Below are 16,136 nucleotides of genomic sequence, written 5' to 3'. Positions count from 1 at the left end.
GGGCCCATTATCCGGAGAGCTCCGACAATGGCGCTCACTGCGGCTCGGTCGACGCGATCGACGTGATGCGGTGGATGGTGAAATCACGCATCTGGCCCGACGTCGAATCGAACGCCACCAACTGGCCGCCGCGCACCAGCACGGGGGAGATCTCCCGCTGGGTGGCGACCCCGGCGGCGTCGACGTAGCCGATCAGCACGGTGGACCCCTCGGCCGCGGCGCGTTTCAGCATGATCATCGCGGTCACCGGCTCCAGGCGGATGTTGTCGAACGGCGCCGACGTCACAGTGCGCAGCACCCGAACCAGCGAGGTGAGGCTTTCGCCGCTGGGCCCGGCGGCCGGCCGGTGACCGCGACGCTCGGCCGGGGTCGGCACCCGCACCCCGCGCGGCCGGATGTCGACGATCGTTCCGGTGGCGTCCTCGGCGGCCGGGGCGAGACCGGCGTCGCGCAGCGCGGCCAGCACGTCGGCGATCGGGGCCTGCGCCACCGCCACCGTCGGGGCCAACACCCGCAGCCCGAGCGCCTCGGCGGCCGGCGTCGCCATGGCCTGGGCCAGCAGGGCCGGATCCTCGCAGCGCACGAAGGACGCCGCCATCCCGATCCGCAGCTGCCCGTGCCGGCGCGCCACGTCGTCGATCAGGTAGGTGAGTCCCTGCGGCACCGGGGTCCTCGAGTGCCTTGCGAAGAATGCGTGCAGGCCCGCGCCGGTCCGCCCGACGTCCAGGGCGGCCCGGATGGTCTGTTCGGAGACCCGGTACACCATCGCCGCGCCGGCCGATTCGACGGTGGCCACCACGCCCAGCTCCTCGGCCAGCTCACGTTTCAACGGACCCGGCACCACCACGGTCAGATCGGCCTGCACCAGGAAATGGTCGATCGGCTCGGGTAAGGCCTTGGTCATCGACGAGACGGCCGCGAGGGTGGCGGACTCGGCTGCGCCATCGGCCAGGGCGCCGGCCAGCAGCGCACGCCCCGGGGAGCTGATGGCGCCCCGGCCCAGCACGCCGAGCGCGTGCGCCTCGTCGAGCAGCTCGCCCACCGGTCCGGGCTGGAGCCGATTGGCCCAGCGCGGCCGCCGCCAGACCAATGCCTGTGACGCGGACACGGCGTCGACCCCGGCACCCTCGGGCAGTTGGGCGAGCATGCCCAGCAGCAGCCGGCGATCCAGCGGGGCGGCGGTTGAGAACAGGGGCGTCGACAGCGCCGCCCGCGGTTTGCCGTCCGCGCCCCGGCTACCGATCAGGCTCGGCCGGGCGGCCAACTCCAGCCAGGTGGCGGCCAGCAGATGCCAGCGTTCGGCGGTCGGTCGCTCGGCGAACCGGTCGGCGAGCACCGTCGGCGCCCAGTACGGCCCGTCGGCGTCGGGCCACTCCCGCTTGTCGACGGTCGCCGGGTCGGGATAGTCGGAGGCGATCAGGCGGGCGGTGGCGGCCACCTCGAGCAGCAGGCCCAGCCGGGTCTCGTCGACGCCGGTCGTCTTGGCCAGCCGCTTGACCTCGCGGACGCCCAGCCCGCCGCTGCGCAGCTCCGGCACCGGCGCATCGCCCAGGCCGGCCAGGATCACGTCGAGTTCACGCAGCAGGTCGATCACCGCACCGGCCGCCACCGCGTCGACGTCGGCCGCCGTGGTCTGGGAGACCACCGGGTCGGGGGCGCGCAGAGCGACCGGCCCGGGATGCTCACCGCGCAGCACCTGGCCGACCAACCGCGGCAGGATCACCGTCTCGTCGTCGATGCGGCGCAGCAGACCGGCCGCCAGCAGTCGCGGCACCGGGTGCTCCGGCGGTGCCCCGGGGGCAGCGTCGCGGGTGCGGCCGATCGGGGAGCCCGCCAGCAGCTTGTCCAGCAGATCGCGCTGGGGCGGGTCGAGCTCGGCGACGGCAGCCATGATCTGCTCCGGGCTCTGCCCGGGATCCTCCCGGGTGACCTGGCCCGGATGCCAGGGCAGCCCGGCACCGACTTCGGCGGCCACCCGCAGCACACCGCCGTGCTCATGCGGCGGTCCCAGCTTCGCCTCTCCTTCGTCGAGCCTCGCTGAACCGCCGGGCTCATGCGGCGAACCCCAACACAGCGCCCGTTCGATCAGGTCGGTCAGCGCCTCGTGCACCGCGTCGGCGGGGGCGCGCTCACCGATCAGCGCCAGCAGGTCGGCCACCGGCACCGTAGCGGCGTCGGCCTCCAACACCAGCAGGGCGTCGAGAACGGCGAGCCGCAGAAAATCCAGCTCGTCGGTGGCCGCCCGGACCGACTGGCGGGCCTGCGCTCGGGCCGCCAGAGCGGCGATACTGCCCGGCGGCGGTTGGGCGAGGTCGGGCCGCAGCTCCAGTAGCCGGATCAGAGCCTCGTCGGGCAGGTCGGCCAGCCACGATCCCAGCGGCACACCCCGGGCGTGTTCGGTCATCGACGACCAGCGTAAGGCCCAACCGGTGAGCAACGCCGATCGCGACCTGTCAGAATGGGAACCGTGGCTGCGAATCAGGACAACAAGAACCGGTACGTCGACAACGGGTGGCCGGAGACCGACGGCGAACCGGCAGTGAGCGAGCTGCGCACCGACCGGGCCGGTGCGCTGTCACCGTTCGGGGACCTGGTGTTCCCGCTCCCGTCTGACGAGCTGCCGTACCTGCATCCGGTCACCGACGTCAACCGGTAGGCGTGACCGCCATGACCGGGCCGCTCTCACACCTCGATGAACGCGGTGCGGCCCATATGGTCGACGTCAGCGCGAAGGCGGCCACCAAGCGCGTCGCCGTCGCCGCCGGCGTGCTGCGCACCACGGCCCAGGTGGTGCAGCTGATCTCGGCCGGCGGGCTGCCCAAGGGCGACGCGCTGGCCACCGCGCGGGTGGCGGGCATCATGGCCGCCAAGCGCACCAGCGATCTGGTCCCGCTCTGCCACCAGTTGGCGCTCACCGGCGTCGACGTGGACTTCGCGATCGGCGAAACCCAGATCGACATCACCGCCTCGGTGCGCACCACCGACCGCACCGGGGTGGAGATGGAGGCGCTGACCGCGGTCAGCGTGGCGGCGCTGACTCTCTACGACATGATCAAGGCCGTCGACCGCGCCGCGGTCATCGACGACGTCCGGGTGCTGAGCAAAGACGGCGGACGCACCGGGGCCTGGGAGCGCCGGTGACTGCCGCGAGCGCCCGGACCGCCCACGTCATCATCGCCTCCACCCGGGCGTCGGCTGGGGTGTACACCGACCGCACCGGGCCGGTCATCGTCGACTGGCTGGCGCAACGTGGCTTCGCGCCGGCGCAGCCGGAGGTCGTCGCCGACGGTGAGGCCGTCGGCGCGGCGTTGCGGGCCGCGGTGGCTGCGCCCGTCGACCTGGTCATCACCTCCGGGGGAACCGGGATCTCACCGACCGACGACACCCCGGCGCAGACGGTGGCCGTCCTGGACTACGAGATTCCCGGCCTGGCCGACGCCATCCGCCGTTCCGGGTTGCCGAAGGTGCCGACGTCGGTGCTGTCCCGCGGGGTGTGCGGGGTGGCCGGGCGGACGCTGATCGTCAACCTGCCCGGCTCGTCCGGGGGAGTGCGCGACGGGCTCGGCGTGCTCGCCGACGTCCTGGATCACGCCTTGGATCAGCTCGCCGGTGGAGATCACGACCGATGACGGACAACGGCGCGCTGGTGCTGCGGGCGGCGGTCACCGAGGAGCCCATCCTGCTGACCGAACACGAGGAGCTGGTCGGGCACCGGGCGGCGGGCGCGATCGTCGGGTTCGTCGGCATGATCCGCGATCACGACCACGGCAGGCAGGTCACCCGGCTGGAGTATTCCGCGCACCCGTCGGCCCAACAGGTCATGGCCGAGGTGCTGGCCGAGGTCGCCGAACAGAGCGCCGGGATCCGCGCGCTGGCAGCCAGCCACCGGATCGGCGTCCTGCACATCGGTGATGCCGCGCTGGTGGCGGCCGTGGCCGCCGATCACCGCCGGGAGGCCTTCGAGGCCTGCGCGCTGCTGGTCGACACCATCAAGGCGCGGCTGCCGGTCTGGAAGCATCAGTTCTTCGCCGACGACACCGAGGAATGGGTCGGCTCGGCCTGAACCCCGCAGACACCGAAGACACGAAAGAGGGGGCCGGTAGATCCGGCCCCCTCTTTCGTGTTGTGTGCTTCTGGCGCTAGACGACCCGGCCGGGCTGCTGCGCGAACGTGGCCAGCGCGTCGTTGCCGCTGACGTTCTCCGCCCGGATGGCCTGCCACAGCTGCTGGTGGAAGCCGACCGAAACCGCCTGGGCCTTGTCGCCCTCGGGGGCCGGGGCCGCGTCGTCGCCGGGCGCGGGGGCCTCGGGAGCCGGAGCCTCGGGAGCCGGCGGGGCCCACCACGGTGCCGGCTCGGGAGCCGGGGGCAGGTCCTCGGCGGCCGGGGCCGGAGCCTCGGGGGCCGGAGCCTCGGGGGCCGGCGGGGCCCACCACGGTGCCGGCTCGGGAGCCGGGGGCAGGTCCTCGGCGGCCGGGGCCGGAGCCTCGGGAGCCGGGGCCTCGGGGGCCGGTGCCTCCGGGGCCGGAGCCTCCGGAGCGGGCGGCATCCAGCCGGCCGGAGCCACCTGGGTGGAGTCCTCGGCGGGTGCGGGGGCCTCGGGGGCCGGCGGGGCCCACCACGGTGCCGGCTCGGGAGCGGGCGGGGCGATCGGGTTGTCCATGGCCACGGTCTGGCCGTTGACATCCGGGTTGTCGATGGGGGCGTCGGCCGGGGTTGCGGGAACCTCGCGCTGCGACGCGCCGGACAGGCCGCGTCCGCAGACCGGCCACGCACCGCGGCCCTGGGTCGCCAGCACGTGCTCGGCGATGGCGATCTGCTGCTCGCGGCTGGCCAGGTGCGCCGACGGGGCGAACTTGCCGCCGCCGTGTGCGCTCCAGGTGCTCGGCGAGAACTGCAGGCCGCCCTGGTAACCGTTGCCGGTGTTGATGCCCCAGTTGTTACCGGACTCGCATCGGGCTACGTGGTCCCATTCGTCATCGGTGGCTGCGGCCGCGTGCCCGGCGAGGGCAAGGCTGCCGCCACCGATCACGGCTCCGGTGAAGGCGATTTTGGCGATGTTGACGTTCGACTGGGTGGGCTTGCGATGCCGTCCACTCATACGGTGGTGTATTCCTCTCTGTCTACGCCTGCGAGGTCAGCGTCGGGTTGGGCTGGAGAAGACTGCCCGGCCATGGCGCACCGCGGTGCGTCCTACGGCTTCACCCCAAGGGGCCGAGGGTGGCCCCAAGTCCGCTCGCGGCGGACCGGTCGGGTCCCCCGCCTCCATCCATCAGGTATTCGTTGGTTTTCCCCGCCCGCTGGATGGAGCTCGGCGCTACGGGAGAGGAAAGGTGGATCGACTGGAAGAGTTTCGATGCACCCGGGGATAGACCGTAACCGGTCTTTACGGCAACGTCACGCTTAGGGGGCCCCGGTGTTTTCACTGCCGGTTCTTCTCAAAACACCAGGAAACGCTGGCGTCTGTGCAGGTCAGAGCATGCTCTACCAAGCCGTTGTCGGTCCGTGATCAATTCGTTATGTGACGTAGATCATGTCTATCCGCCGGCGAACGGGGGTAGTACGTCGACCGTCTCGCCGGCGAGCAGCGCCGCCGAACGGTCACGCACCGCGACCCCGTCGCGCAGGTAGGAGCAGCGGTCCAGCACGGTCGCAAGCCGGTCGTTGCCACGCGCGAGGGCATCGGCGAGCTCGGCCACGCCGGCCCCGGCGGGCACGCTGACGGTCTCCGAGTCGACACCGGCGGCCGCTCGCGCCGCGGCAAAGTAGCGGACGGTCACCGCAACGGCGGTGGTGGTGTCGGTCTGCTGCGTCATGGGTTAACCACCTATTGCACTCATCGGGCGGTCCGGCTGGATGAAATCCGGATCGTTGATGCCGTGGCCGGCTTTCTTCGACCACATGGCCGCACGCCATGCCTGCTCGATGGCGTCGTCATCGGAGCCGTCGCGCAACAGGGCCCGCAGATCGGACTCCTCGCTGGCGAACAGACAGTTGCGGATCTGACCGTCGGCGGTGAGCCGGGTCCGGTCGCAGTCCCCGCAGAACGGCCGCGACACCGAGGCGATGATCCCGAATGTGCCGGCCGGGTGGTCCGGACCCTCATCCACCAGCCACACTTCGGCCGGCGCGGATCCGCGCGGCTTCGGATCGGGCCGCAGCGCGAACTGTGCCTGCACCGTCTCCAGCAGTTGCTCGACGCTGAGCCCGGCGTCGCGGTTCCAGTTGTGGTCGGCGTCCAGCGGCATCATCTCGATGACCCGCAGCTGGTAGCCGTGGTGCAGGCAGAAGCGCAGCAGGTTGACGATGTCCTCGCCGGTGACCTTGGGAGCGAGCACCGCGTTGACCTTGATCGGCGCCATACCGGCCCGGGCGGCCGCGTCGAGGCCGTCGAGCACGTCGGGCAGCCGGTCGCGCCGGGTGATCTCGGCGAAGTGTGCCCGGTCGACGGTGTCCAGTGACACGTTGATCCGGTCCAGCCCGGCGGCCACCAGGGCGCCGGCGCGCCGGGCTAGCCCCAGCCCGTTGGTGGTCAGGGCGATCTCGGGACGTGGCTGCAGGCTCGCTGCGGCGGCCACCACGTCCTCGAGGTGGCGGGCCAGCAGCGGCTCGCCGCCGGTGAACCGAATGTCGGTGATCCCCAGCCGGGTGACGCCGATACGCATCAGCCGGACCAGCTCGTCGTCTTGCAGCAGGTGTTGGCTGGGAATCCAGTCCAGCCCTTCGGCCGGCATGCAGTAGGTGCAGCGCAGGTTGCACCGGTCGGTCAGGGAGATCCGCAGATCGGTGTGCACCCGGCCGAAGGTGTCGACCAGCGGCCCGGAGGTGGGCATCTGTTGGGAGATGGCTCGTTGTACGGCGTCGTGAAAGGCCTGCCGGGCGGCGTTCGTATCGTCCGCGCCGGCGGCGTCCACCTGCTGTGGTGGTGTCTGCAGATCCCGTTGCCTCAACGTCATGTGTGTATCCGTTTCGGTCGGCCGGAGAGCGACCGGATGACGTTCAACGTCCGGCGCGTATCTCCTCCAGCGGCTCCCCCAGCTTACCGAGGAAACCGGGGTGCTCCGTGGGCCGCCGTCCGAGTAAGATCAGCTGCTGACGCGTCCTGCGCAGGCGGGGCGCTTCATTTGTGTCCCCCAGATACGTGATCAGCAAGACAGCAGGTGAGACCAGTGCCGACCGGCAAGGTGAAGTGGTACGACGCCGCGAAGGGCTTCGGCTTCTTGTCCCAGGAGGAGGGTGAGGACGTCTACGTCCGCGCCTCGGCCCTGCCGGACGGTGTGGAGGGTCTCAAGGCGGGCCAGCGGGTGGAGTTCGGCGTCGCCGCCGGGCGCCGCGGACCGCAGGCGTTGACGCTCAAGCTGATCGACCCGCCGCCGAGTCTGTCGCGCACGCGTCGCGAGGCGGCTCCCGCCGAGCACCGGCACAGCCCCGACGAGTTGCACGGCATGGTCGAGGACATGATCACCCTGCTGGAAGGCACGGTGCAGCCGGAGCTGCGCAAGGGGCGTTACCCGGACCGCAAGACCGCCCGTCGGGTGTCCGAGGTGGTCAAGGCCGTGGCCCGCGAGCTCGACGCCTAGGAAAGGTCAGCGCCCGAACAAGGTGTAGTGGCCGGCCTGATTGGGGAACCCCGGAGATAGTCGCTCGACGAGCGCTGTCGAACCGGGAGGTGCCCGATGGCACAGCAGGTAGGGGTCACCGAGGAGCAAGCCAGGGCTGTCGCGGAGGAATCCCGCGAAAGCGGTTGGGACAAACCGTCCTTCGCCAAAGGGCTGTTTTTGGGGCGTTTCCCGCTTGAGCTGATTCACCCGTTTCCCCGGCCTTCGGATGCCGAGGCCGCACGCACCGAGGAATTTCTGGGCAGGTTGCGGGAGTTTCTCGGAACCGTCGACGCCGCGGTCATCGAGCGTGACGAGCAGATCCCCGATGGCTGCGTCAAGGGTCTGGCCGAGCTCGGCTGCTTCGGGCTGAAGATCCCCACCGAGTACGGCGGTCTGGGCATGTCGCAGGTCGCCTACAACCGGGTGCTGTTGATGGTGTCCAGCGTGCATCCCAGCCTCGGGGCGTTGCTGAGCGCCCACCAGTCGATCGGGGTGCCCGAACCGCTCAAGCTGGCCGGCACCGACGCGCAGAAGAAGAGGTTCCTGCCCCGCTGCGCGGCCGGGGCGATCTCGGCGTTCCTGCTGACCGAGCCGGACGTGGGCTCGGATCCGGCTCGGCTCGCCTCGACCGCGACCCCGATTGAGGACGGCGCCGCCTATGAGCTGGACGGGGTGAAACTGTGGACCACCAACGGCGTGGTCGCCGAGCTGCTGGTGGTGATGGCCCGCGTGCCCGAGAGCGAGGGCCATCGGGGAGGCATCAGCGCCTTCGTCGTGGAAGCCGATACCCCCGGCATCACCGTCGAACGCCGCAACAGGTTCATGGGGTTGCGCGGTATCGAGAACGGCGTGACCCGGCTGCACCAGGTTCGGGTGCCCGCCGAGAACCTGATCGGGCGCGAGGGGGACGGCTTGAAGATCGCGCTGACCACGCTCAACGCTGGACGCCTGGCCATCCCCGCGATGGCGGCCGGATCGGCGAAGTGGTCGCTGAAGATCGCCCGGCAGTGGTCCCGCGAGCGGGTGCAGTGGGGCAAGCCGGTCGGCGAGCACGAGGCCGTGGCCAAGAAGATCGCGTACATCGCCGCCACCGGTTACGCGCTGGAGGCGGTGCTGGAGCTCTCCGGTCAGATGGCCGACGAAGGCCGCAACGACATCCGGATCGAGGCGGCGCTGGCCAAGCTGTGGTCCAGTGAGGTGGCCTGCGTGATGGCCGACGAGTTGCTGCAGATCCGCGGGGGCCGCGGTTATGAGACCGCGGAGTCGCTCGCCGCCCGCGGGGAGCGGGCGGTTCCGGTGGAACAACTGGTGCGGGACCTGCGGATCAACCGCATCTTCGAGGGGTCCAGCGAGATCATGCGGCTGCTGATCGCGCGCGAGGCCGTAGATCCACACCTGAGCGCCGCGGGTGACCTCGCCGACCCCAAAGCCGGTTTGGCCCAGAAGGCCAAATCCGCCGTCGGGGCCAGCGGCTTCTATTCGAAGTGGTTGCCGCAACTGGTTTTCGGTGAAGGCCAACGTCCCTCCGGGTACCACGAGTTCGGCCGGTTGGCACCGCATCTGCGCTTTGTCGAACGGCACTCGCGCAAGCTGGCGCGCAACACGTTCTACGGCATGGCGCGCTGGCAGGCCGGTCTGGAGAAAAAGCAGGGATTCCTGGGCCGGGTCGTCGATATCGGGGCGGAGCTGTTCGCTATGGCGGCCGCGTGTGTGCGCGCGCAGGCCCAGCGGGCGGCCGACCCGGGCGAAGGGGAGCAGGCATACCAGCTGGCCGACGCGTTCTGTCAGCAGTCACGCCTGCGGGTCGAGGCGATGTTCGCCGCGTTGTGGACGAACACCGACCGCACCGACGTCCGGTTGGCCCACGCCGTCCTCGAGGACCGCTACACCTGGCTGGAGGACGGCATCCTCGATCCCTCGGAGGGCACCGGACCGTGGATCGCCGACTGGGAGCCGGGAGCTTCGGGCGAAACCGATCTCGCTCGGCGATTCGGGGCAGCCTCGGAGGCACCCCGAACTTGAGGTTCAGGTTCCTCCTGGGCCGATAGATCGGGTCCTTCACCCCGTGAACGGTTGGCCGGCAGGCTCGCGGCACGAATGTCCATCTGTCCGGAAGAGAGGAAGTCAAAGTCAACGGCGTCCAAGCCGGTTCGGAGATTCCAATTAGTAGAACTGTGGACAGAAATGCCATTCGGCCGCATGCACGACAAACTCGGCATCGAGAACTTCCGACTGATCGCCCTGAGTGGCTTCGGCAATTACTTTGCCCTCACTCTGGCCACCCTGGAGGGCACCGCAGATAGTCTGCCCAAGCTGAGCTGCGTCACTGATGGTGCCTCTCGCGTACGGGCTGACGTCGACCCAGAAGGCGGACGCGTCGCCGTCCCCTGCCGGACCGCTGAAAGGACCGTCGCTGTCGCCGATAGGAACTGCATACGCAGGGGCGGGCAAAAGGATCGGCAGGTTTAGTAGTGTTGCGGCGATTATCTTGGTGAACATAGCTGGCTCCTGTTTCACTCGTCGAATTCCTCAATGCTCACGAGTGCACCGCGGTGCCGCGTTCTGCCGGGGCGACCTCGCTGCCTGCAATTAGAACGCCGATACCCGGAGAATTTCGCAAGATTTCGTAACTACGTTGCTTCGGGGGCAAGTGCTGCAGGGACGCCTACGACCGGTAGCTCACCCGCTGGAAGAATCGACGACGGCGACGCCATCCAACAATGCCGCGAAGGGCGGCTAAGAAGCGCTGGTTAACGGGCCATTTGTGAAAGCTGCGCACGGGCCCCCGCGAAGAACGGGTGCCCACCCGGGTACGGATCGGTTGCGCCTGTGCAGGCGGTCCTGCGGGAAGAAGGCGTTCTTGAGCCGGACGAAGGCGATCTACCGGCGCTCGTGGCACGCTGACAATCATGGCCAACTACCTCGCCGGTGGTGACTTCAAGCGCGACACCGACTACATCACCACCCGGATCACCGCCGATGGCCGCGACGGGTATCCCGTCGAACCCGGCCGGTACCGACTGGTCGTCGCGCGGGCCTGCCCGTGGGCCAACCGGACCATCATCGTGCGACGACTGCTCGGGCTGGAAAACGTTATCTCCATAGGGTTTTGCGGACCCACCCACGATCAGCGCAGCTGGACCTTCGACCTGGACCCCGGCGGCGTCGACCCGATATTGAAGATCCCGCGGCTGGCCGATGCGTATTTCAAGCGTTTCCCGGACTACCCCAAGGGAATCACCGTCCCGGCGATCGTCGACGTGCCCACCGGCGCGGTGGTCACCAACGACTTCGCCCAGATCACCCTGGACTTCTCCACCGAGTGGACGGCCTACCACCGCGACGGCGCCCCGCAGTTGTATCCCGAACCGCTCCGCGCCGAGATCGACGAGGTGGCCCGCCGGGTCTACACCGAGATCAACAACGGCGTCTACCGGTGCGGCTTCGCCGGCAGCCAGGATGCCTACAGCGCGGCCTACGACCGGTTGTTCACCGCACTGGACTGGGTCGGCGAACGCCTGAGCCACCAGCGCTACCTGGTGGGCGACACCATCACCGAGGCCGACGTGCGGCTGTTCACCACGCTGGTGCGCTTCGACCCGGTCTATCACGGACATTTCAAGTGCAACCGGCAGAAACTGTCCGAGCTACCGGTGCTGTGGGCTTACGCCCGCGACCTGTTCCAGACGCCCGGATTCGGCGACACGGTCGATTTCGTCCAGATCAAACGGCACTACTACATCGTGCACGCCGACATCAACCCGTCGCAGATCGTCCCCGACGGGCCGGATCTGTCGAACTGGCTGCTACCGCACGGCCGAGAAGCTCTGGGCGGCAGGCCATTCGGGGACGGTACAGCGCCGGGTCCGGTTTTGGAGTCCGAGCGGGTGACGGCCGGGCACGGGGTTCAGCCGTCAACGTGACGCGGGACGGCTCCACTGCAGGCCCACCGCCCATTCGGCGTGCGGCACCGCGAACTTCTCGCCGGAGTCCCGGTCGACGACCAGGGTCAGCAACTGCACCACCAGCCCGCGCAGTGGGCCGCGCTGCGGGTCGATGGTGGGGACGGTGACGGCCAGCGTGCTGCCCGGCGCATACATCTTGCCGGTGGCATCGGCCGGATCGTCGTAGAGCCGCAGTAGCCGCCACGGCGCCCGACCGATGACGGTGTCCACCGACAGCTGGACCGGATGGCGCTCGTCGACCGTCAGCTTGCCCTGCTCCTCGGTCAGCACGCACTCGTTGAGGTCGAGCACGTCGCAGTACATGTAGGGCCCGGCGTGGGTCAGGTGCCCTTTGGAGTAAGCGCTGACCTGCGGCGGCGTCGGCTCACCGCCGCGGCCCAACCACCAGGTGCCGAACCCGGCGAGCACGGCCGCCGCCACCACCAGCACCGTCACCAGTGCGGCCGTCGAGCGCTTCACCTGTTCATCACCCCTGTCTGATCGCGGCGGGAGCCGTCCTGTTCGATCAGCACCGGACGGTTGCCCCCCAGGCCGGGGATCAACGAGTCGCCGTGGAAGGACAGGATGGTCTGGGCCAGCCCCGGGATCAGCAGCGCGGTGATCGCGGTGAAGCCCACCCACAGGTCGGTGTATACCAGCACGCCCAGCGCACCGCCGAGCACCCAGGCCAGCTGCAGGGTGGACTCGGTACGGCCGAACGCCGAAGCCCGCGACTCCTCGGGCAGGTCGTCCTGCAGTGCGGCGTCCAGTGAGGCCTTCGCGACCGCGCTGGCACCAGAGGTGACCAGGGCGGCGATGGCCGCCATCACGAGGGTTCCGGCCACCGCCGCCGCCAGCGCGACGGCGGTCACGGCCATGGTGCAGCGCACCACCAGCACCGCGGGCCGGCCCAGCTGCAGCCGGGCGCTGGTGAAGTTGCCGGCGAAGTTGCCCACCCCGGCGGCCGCGCCGATCAGACCGAGAATGCCCAGCTGCACCCAGCCGTTGGCGTCGTGCTGCTTGGCGACGAACGCCGGGTACAGGAACAGGAAACCCACCATGGCCTTGATGGTGCAGTTGCCCCACAGCGCAGCGATGATGTTGCGGCCCAGCGGTTGGCGCAACGGCTGGCTCAGTGCCCCGCCGGCTCGCCGGATGTGTTCGGGCCAGCTGCGCCGGCGCTCGTTCGAGCGGTAACTCAGTGTGGTCGGGACCTCCCCGGTGGTCACCTCCACCCACCGCGGGATCCGCATCGCCAGGCCGGCCCCGGCCACCGAGACAGCGACGACGACGAACAGCGCGCCGGGAAGTTCGAGCAGGCGGGTGAACACGTACTCGGCGCCCGCGGCGATGCCGCCGCCGACGATCGTCCCGCCGAGCAGACCGAACATCGTCAATCGGGAATTGACCCGCACCAGGTCGATGGAGGGCGGCATCACCCGCGGAGTCACCGCGCTGCGCAGCACCGTGAACGACTTCGAGAACACCATCATGGCCAGCGCGCACGGGTAGAGCACCCAGGAGCCGAAGGTGCCGGCGGCGCCGTCGTAGTTGGCGATCAGCACCAGGGCCAACACGGTGCGCAGCGCGAACGACAATGCGAGCGCCGCGCGCCGCCCGTGTTGGATGCGATCCAGCGCCGGCCCGATCAGCGGTGCGACCACCGCGAACGGCGCGATCGTCACCAGCAGGTACAGCGCCACCCGGCCCTTGCTCTCCCCGCTGGCCGCGGCGAAGAACAGGGTGTTGGCCAACGCCACGGCCATCGCCGCGTCCACCGCGAAGTTGGCGACCACCGGCCAGGTCAGCGCGGTCAGCCCGGATTTGTCGGCGCCGTCGGCGGTGGCGGCCCGTTGCACCAGCCCGTACATCCGGTAGCCCATTTCGCGGCTGCGAGCCGCGGCAGCCCGGGTCACCGTGACGCGGTCACCGGTGCCCGTGTCGCCGGACGGGCTGTGCCGGCGGGGTGGCTCGGGGTGGTCGTGCAGCGGTGGCAGGTACCGGTTGGCGCTGGGCATGGGCTGGCGCTGTCGCTGGTCACCGGGGCTGTCGCTGGGATAGTTGGCCATGCCGGGGTGCTCGCCGGGCGAGCCGTTGCGGGGCCCGCGGCCGGTGGGTGCGGGCGGGCGTCGGCGCCGGCCCGGGTCGGGGAGATCACGCCGCCGTGCAGACACGGTTCAATTCTTCCCTATGACCATCGCCTCGCCGTGCAAGCCGCGATCGTGCCTGCCTGTGGCTGAGCGGACCGGCCTGCGGCAGTATAGGGACGTCATTGAACGGAAGGGACCCGCGTGATGCGACCCAGCGCAGAATCAGACACCGCGACCATCGCCGTGCCCGCGGTGTTGGCCGCGGCTGTCGACCAGGCCCGCGCGGCCGTCGCCGAGTTCAGCGGCGCCGACACCGTCGGTGAGCACCTGGGCGTCGATTACGAGGACGCGACCGCCGCGACCCACCGGTTCGCCGCGCTGCTGCCCGGCTATCAGGGCTGGCAGTGGGCTGTCGTCGTCGCCGCCATCCCGGACGCCGCGCACTCCACGATCAGCGAGGTGGTGCTGGTTCCCGGCCCCACGGCGCTGCTGGCGCCGGAATGGGTGCCGTGGGACCAGCGGGTCCGGCCCGGCGATCTGGGCCCCGGGGATCTGCTGGCACCACCCGCCGACGATCCGCGACTGGTCCCGGGCCACGCCTCCAGCGGCGACCCGGAACTCGACGAGGTGGCCGGTGAGATCGGTCTGGGCCGCCGGTGGCTGATGAGCCCACTGGGCCGCGCCGAGGCGGCGCAGCGCTGGCATGACGGCGAGTACGGTCCGGATTCGGCGATGGCGAGGTCCACCAAGCGGGTCTGCCGAGACTGCGGCTTCTATCTGCCGCTGGCCGGCGTGCTCGGCACGGCCTTCGGAGCCTGCGCCAATGAGATGTCCGCGGACGGCCGGGTGGTCGACGCGGAGTACGGCTGCGGCGCCCACAGTGACACCCCCGCACCGGCGGGCACCGGTTCCCCGGCCTTCGACCCCTACGACGACGGCGTGCTCGAGATCCTGGAGAGCGATGCCCCCGCCGAGATCAGCACTGCCGAACCGGTTGAGGCGATGGCCGAACCGGCTGAGGCGGTGGCCGAACCGGCTGAGGCGGTGGCCGAACCGGCTGAAGCGGTGGCCGACCCGGTTGAGGCGGTGGCCGAACCGGCTGAAGCGGTGGCCGAACCGGCTGAAGCGGTCGCCGAAGCTGCCGTCGAGACAACCGCCGAAGCCCCCGAGGACCCGGCGACTTCCTAGCCGAAGTTGAACAGGTACTCGCCCGGCAGCACCACGACCATGTTGTAGATGGTGTTGACCACCAGGCCCGGCAGCCCGAGCACATAGTTGATGATGTCCTGCGGGATGGTGACCGCCTCGCTGAAGGCCATCCCGAAGTCGAGGTTGACCAGGCTGGTGATGAGATTCTGGACGTCGTTGAACAGCGTCCCGGGCAGGCTGAACAGGCTGTTGAAGAATCCTTGGGCCGCAGCCAATTCCGCGTTGAACAGACCGGCGATGTCGAATGCGTCGGCAGCCCCGGGGGTGTCCAGGGCGGCGACGTCGCCGAGGATCCCGTCGATGCCGTCGGTCAAGGCGCTACCGGTCAGCACCACCTCGGCGGACACCCGTGCGACGGCGTGGGTGGTGACCCCGGGTGCCACCGCCACCGGGGTGAGACCGGCGGCCAGCAGTACTGCGGTTGCTGCAACGCCGCTCAGCATCCGAGGGCTCAATGTCGCGGTGTCCATCATCTCCGAGGCTCCCTCCCAATCGATGGTGACGATGGACATTACCCCCACTTGTGAGACGCGTCAGCGGTTTTCGGCGGCCGCCTTGATCCGCTCCAAGGAGGCGTTCATGCCTTCGAGCAGCTCATGCTCGAAGCTCTCGACGCCGCCCATGAACAGTTTCGTCACGGTTGTCGAAAAGCTGGTGATCCCCTCGTCGGCGCGCCGGCTCTCGGTGACCCGGGTGCCCTCGGCGATCGGCTCCAGTTCATAGCTCCACACGCTGTGGTTCTCCGTCACGCGGAAGGCCAGCTTGCGCTCCGGGACGAACTCGGTGATGCGCGAGCTGGTGGGCCAGTACAGCCGGCCGCGCCGGTTGAAGTTTATGGTGCGAGTGCCCGGGCGCACCGCACCCAGCGGTTTCATCCACCGGCACTGCGGGCTCCACTCCGGCATCCGACGGAAATCGGAGATCAGGTTCCAAACCTCGGTGACCGGTGCCTTGATGTCGATCTCGGCCTTCAACAGCGGCGCTGCCATCTCATTCCTCCTTGGGTAGGGCGCAACTCTATTCGTGTTCCAGTCCGGTTTGGGCGCCGCGCACGCCGCGCCGTGACGCTGTGCGTTGCACGAGAAAGATCGTGGTGCCCAGCACGCCGACCCCCAACCCGGCCACGCTCACCGGCCGCCACGACTCCAGGGCCGGAATCGCGAACGCCGCGATGGTCGCACAGCAGAACCCGGCGGCCCCGGCACCGATCACCGGCCAGACCCGCAACAGGGCGGGTGGCAGCGGTGGCGGCTCAGGGGCGGACTCGGGTGGCGGCTGGGGGGTCATCGCCGTT

At 69.8% G+C, this 16,136-nt stretch carries 18 protein-coding genes and 1 riboswitch; of the genes, 8 read left to right on the top strand and 10 right to left on the bottom strand.

Features of this window, described 5'->3' with window-relative positions:
* Window positions 1-34: 34 nt before the first annotated feature.
* Complete coding sequence (locus G6N23_RS16405; protein ID WP_085258964.1) at window positions 35-2,404, bottom strand: helicase-associated domain-containing protein; 2,370 nt, start codon at window positions 2,402-2,404, stop codon at window positions 35-37.
* Window positions 2,405-2,458: 54 nt separating this feature from the next.
* On the opposite strand from G6N23_RS16405, the gene G6N23_RS16400 reads away from it, so the two are divergent.
* The 4 genes from G6N23_RS16400 to G6N23_RS16385 are packed head-to-tail and all read left to right on the top strand — an operon-like array spanning window position 2,459 to window position 4,063.
* Window positions 2,459-2,656, top strand: a complete 198-nt coding sequence (locus tag G6N23_RS16400) for a hypothetical protein (RefSeq protein WP_173675005.1) — start codon at window positions 2,459-2,461, stop codon at window positions 2,654-2,656.
* Between the two features lie 11 nt (window positions 2,657-2,667).
* The gene (moaC, locus tag G6N23_RS16395; protein ID WP_085259021.1) at window positions 2,668-3,141 is read left to right on the top strand and encodes a cyclic pyranopterin monophosphate synthase MoaC; all 474 of its coding nucleotides are present in this window, start codon (window positions 2,668-2,670) and stop codon (window positions 3,139-3,141) included.
* A 29-nt stretch (window positions 3,142-3,170) separates the two neighbouring features.
* Window positions 3,171-3,629, top strand: coding sequence for a MogA/MoaB family molybdenum cofactor biosynthesis protein (locus tag G6N23_RS16390; protein ID WP_372508919.1), 459 nt, complete (start codon window positions 3,171-3,173; stop codon window positions 3,627-3,629).
* Entirely contained in the window at window positions 3,626-4,063 is a 438-nt protein-coding gene (locus G6N23_RS16385; RefSeq protein WP_085258966.1) for a molybdenum cofactor biosynthesis protein MoaE, read from the top strand. The genes G6N23_RS16390 and G6N23_RS16385 overlap by 4 nt, the downstream gene beginning before the upstream one ends.
* Before the next feature lie 76 nt (window positions 4,064-4,139).
* Here the strand turns inward: G6N23_RS16385 and G6N23_RS16380 are convergent, their stop codons facing one another.
* The 3 genes from G6N23_RS16380 to moaA all read right to left on the bottom strand — a co-directional run bounded on the left by G6N23_RS16380 (window position 4,140) and on the right by moaA (window position 6,954).
* Complete coding sequence (locus G6N23_RS16380) at window positions 4,140-5,099, bottom strand: transglycosylase family protein (RefSeq protein WP_095173729.1); 960 nt, start codon at window positions 5,097-5,099, stop codon at window positions 4,140-4,142.
* 9 nt (window positions 5,100-5,108) lie between these two features.
* Window positions 5,109-5,287, bottom strand: a riboswitch (cyclic di-AMP (ydaO/yuaA leader).
* A gap of 248 nt (window positions 5,288-5,535) precedes the next feature.
* Complete coding sequence (locus G6N23_RS16375; protein ID WP_085258968.1) at window positions 5,536-5,814, bottom strand: MoaD/ThiS family protein; 279 nt, start codon at window positions 5,812-5,814, stop codon at window positions 5,536-5,538.
* Between the two features lie 3 nt (window positions 5,815-5,817).
* Window positions 5,818-6,954: a GTP 3',8-cyclase MoaA gene (moaA, locus tag G6N23_RS16370; protein ID WP_095173731.1), complete on the bottom strand. Its 1,137-nt coding sequence runs from the start codon at window positions 6,952-6,954 to the stop codon at window positions 5,818-5,820.
* A gap of 213 nt (window positions 6,955-7,167) precedes the next feature.
* Between moaA and G6N23_RS16365 the strand changes: the two genes are divergently transcribed.
* Both G6N23_RS16365 and G6N23_RS16360 read left to right on the top strand, forming a co-directional pair.
* Window positions 7,168-7,578, top strand: coding sequence for a cold-shock protein (locus G6N23_RS16365; RefSeq protein WP_064921134.1), 411 nt, complete (start codon window positions 7,168-7,170; stop codon window positions 7,576-7,578).
* Between the two features lie 96 nt (window positions 7,579-7,674).
* Window positions 7,675-9,621 (top strand): acyl-CoA dehydrogenase family protein, encoded by a 1,947-nt coding sequence (locus tag G6N23_RS16360; RefSeq protein WP_085258969.1) that lies wholly within the window; start codon window positions 7,675-7,677, stop codon window positions 9,619-9,621.
* Window positions 9,622-9,762: 141 nt separating this feature from the next.
* On the opposite strand, the gene G6N23_RS16355 is transcribed toward G6N23_RS16360, so the two are convergent.
* Window positions 9,763-10,098, bottom strand: coding sequence for a DUF732 domain-containing protein (locus tag G6N23_RS16355; RefSeq protein ID WP_085258970.1), 336 nt, complete (start codon window positions 10,096-10,098; stop codon window positions 9,763-9,765).
* 410 nt (window positions 10,099-10,508) lie between these two features.
* Between G6N23_RS16355 and G6N23_RS16350 the strand changes: the two genes are divergently transcribed.
* Complete coding sequence (locus tag G6N23_RS16350; protein ID WP_085258971.1) at window positions 10,509-11,522, top strand: glutathione S-transferase family protein; 1,014 nt, start codon at window positions 10,509-10,511, stop codon at window positions 11,520-11,522.
* Here the strand turns inward: G6N23_RS16350 and G6N23_RS16345 are convergent.
* Window positions 11,514-12,023, bottom strand: a complete 510-nt coding sequence (locus G6N23_RS16345; RefSeq protein ID WP_085258972.1) for a DUF2771 domain-containing protein — start codon at window positions 12,021-12,023, stop codon at window positions 11,514-11,516. The two genes, G6N23_RS16350 and G6N23_RS16345, sit on opposite strands and share 9 nt — an antisense overlap.
* Entirely contained in the window at window positions 12,020-13,612 is a 1,593-nt protein-coding gene (locus G6N23_RS16340; RefSeq protein WP_095173733.1) for an MFS transporter, read from the bottom strand. The genes G6N23_RS16345 and G6N23_RS16340 overlap by 4 nt, the downstream gene beginning before the upstream one ends.
* A gap of 225 nt (window positions 13,613-13,837) precedes the next feature.
* On the opposite strand from G6N23_RS16340, the gene G6N23_RS16335 reads away from it, so the two are divergent.
* Window positions 13,838-14,821: a DUF3027 domain-containing protein gene (locus G6N23_RS16335; protein WP_085258974.1), complete on the top strand. Its 984-nt coding sequence runs from the start codon at window positions 13,838-13,840 to the stop codon at window positions 14,819-14,821.
* On the opposite strand, the gene G6N23_RS16330 is transcribed toward G6N23_RS16335, so the two are convergent.
* The 3 genes from G6N23_RS16330 to G6N23_RS16320 are packed head-to-tail and all read right to left on the bottom strand — an operon-like array spanning window position 14,818 to window position 16,129.
* A complete protein-coding gene (locus G6N23_RS16330; protein ID WP_085258975.1) occupies window positions 14,818-15,354 on the bottom strand; it encodes a hypothetical protein in 537 nt (178 codons plus the stop codon). The genes G6N23_RS16335 and G6N23_RS16330 overlap by 4 nt on opposite strands.
* Window positions 15,355-15,375: 21 nt before the next feature.
* The gene (locus G6N23_RS16325; protein ID WP_085258976.1) at window positions 15,376-15,831 is read right to left on the bottom strand and encodes an SRPBCC family protein; all 456 of its coding nucleotides are present in this window, start codon (window positions 15,829-15,831) and stop codon (window positions 15,376-15,378) included.
* A gap of 28 nt (window positions 15,832-15,859) precedes the next feature.
* On the bottom strand, window positions 15,860-16,129 hold the full coding sequence (locus G6N23_RS16320) for a DUF2530 domain-containing protein (protein ID WP_085258977.1): 270 nt from the start codon (window positions 16,127-16,129) through the stop codon (window positions 15,860-15,862).
* Between the last annotated feature and the right edge of the window lie 7 nt (window positions 16,130-16,136).

Origin of the sequence: Mycolicibacter terrae, assembly GCF_010727125.1 — a bacterium.
Lineage (GTDB): Bacteria > Actinomycetota > Actinomycetes > Mycobacteriales > Mycobacteriaceae > Mycobacterium > Mycobacterium terrae.
Note: the sequence above shows the minus strand (reverse complement) of the source record. Positions and strands in the feature narration are given on the sequence as shown.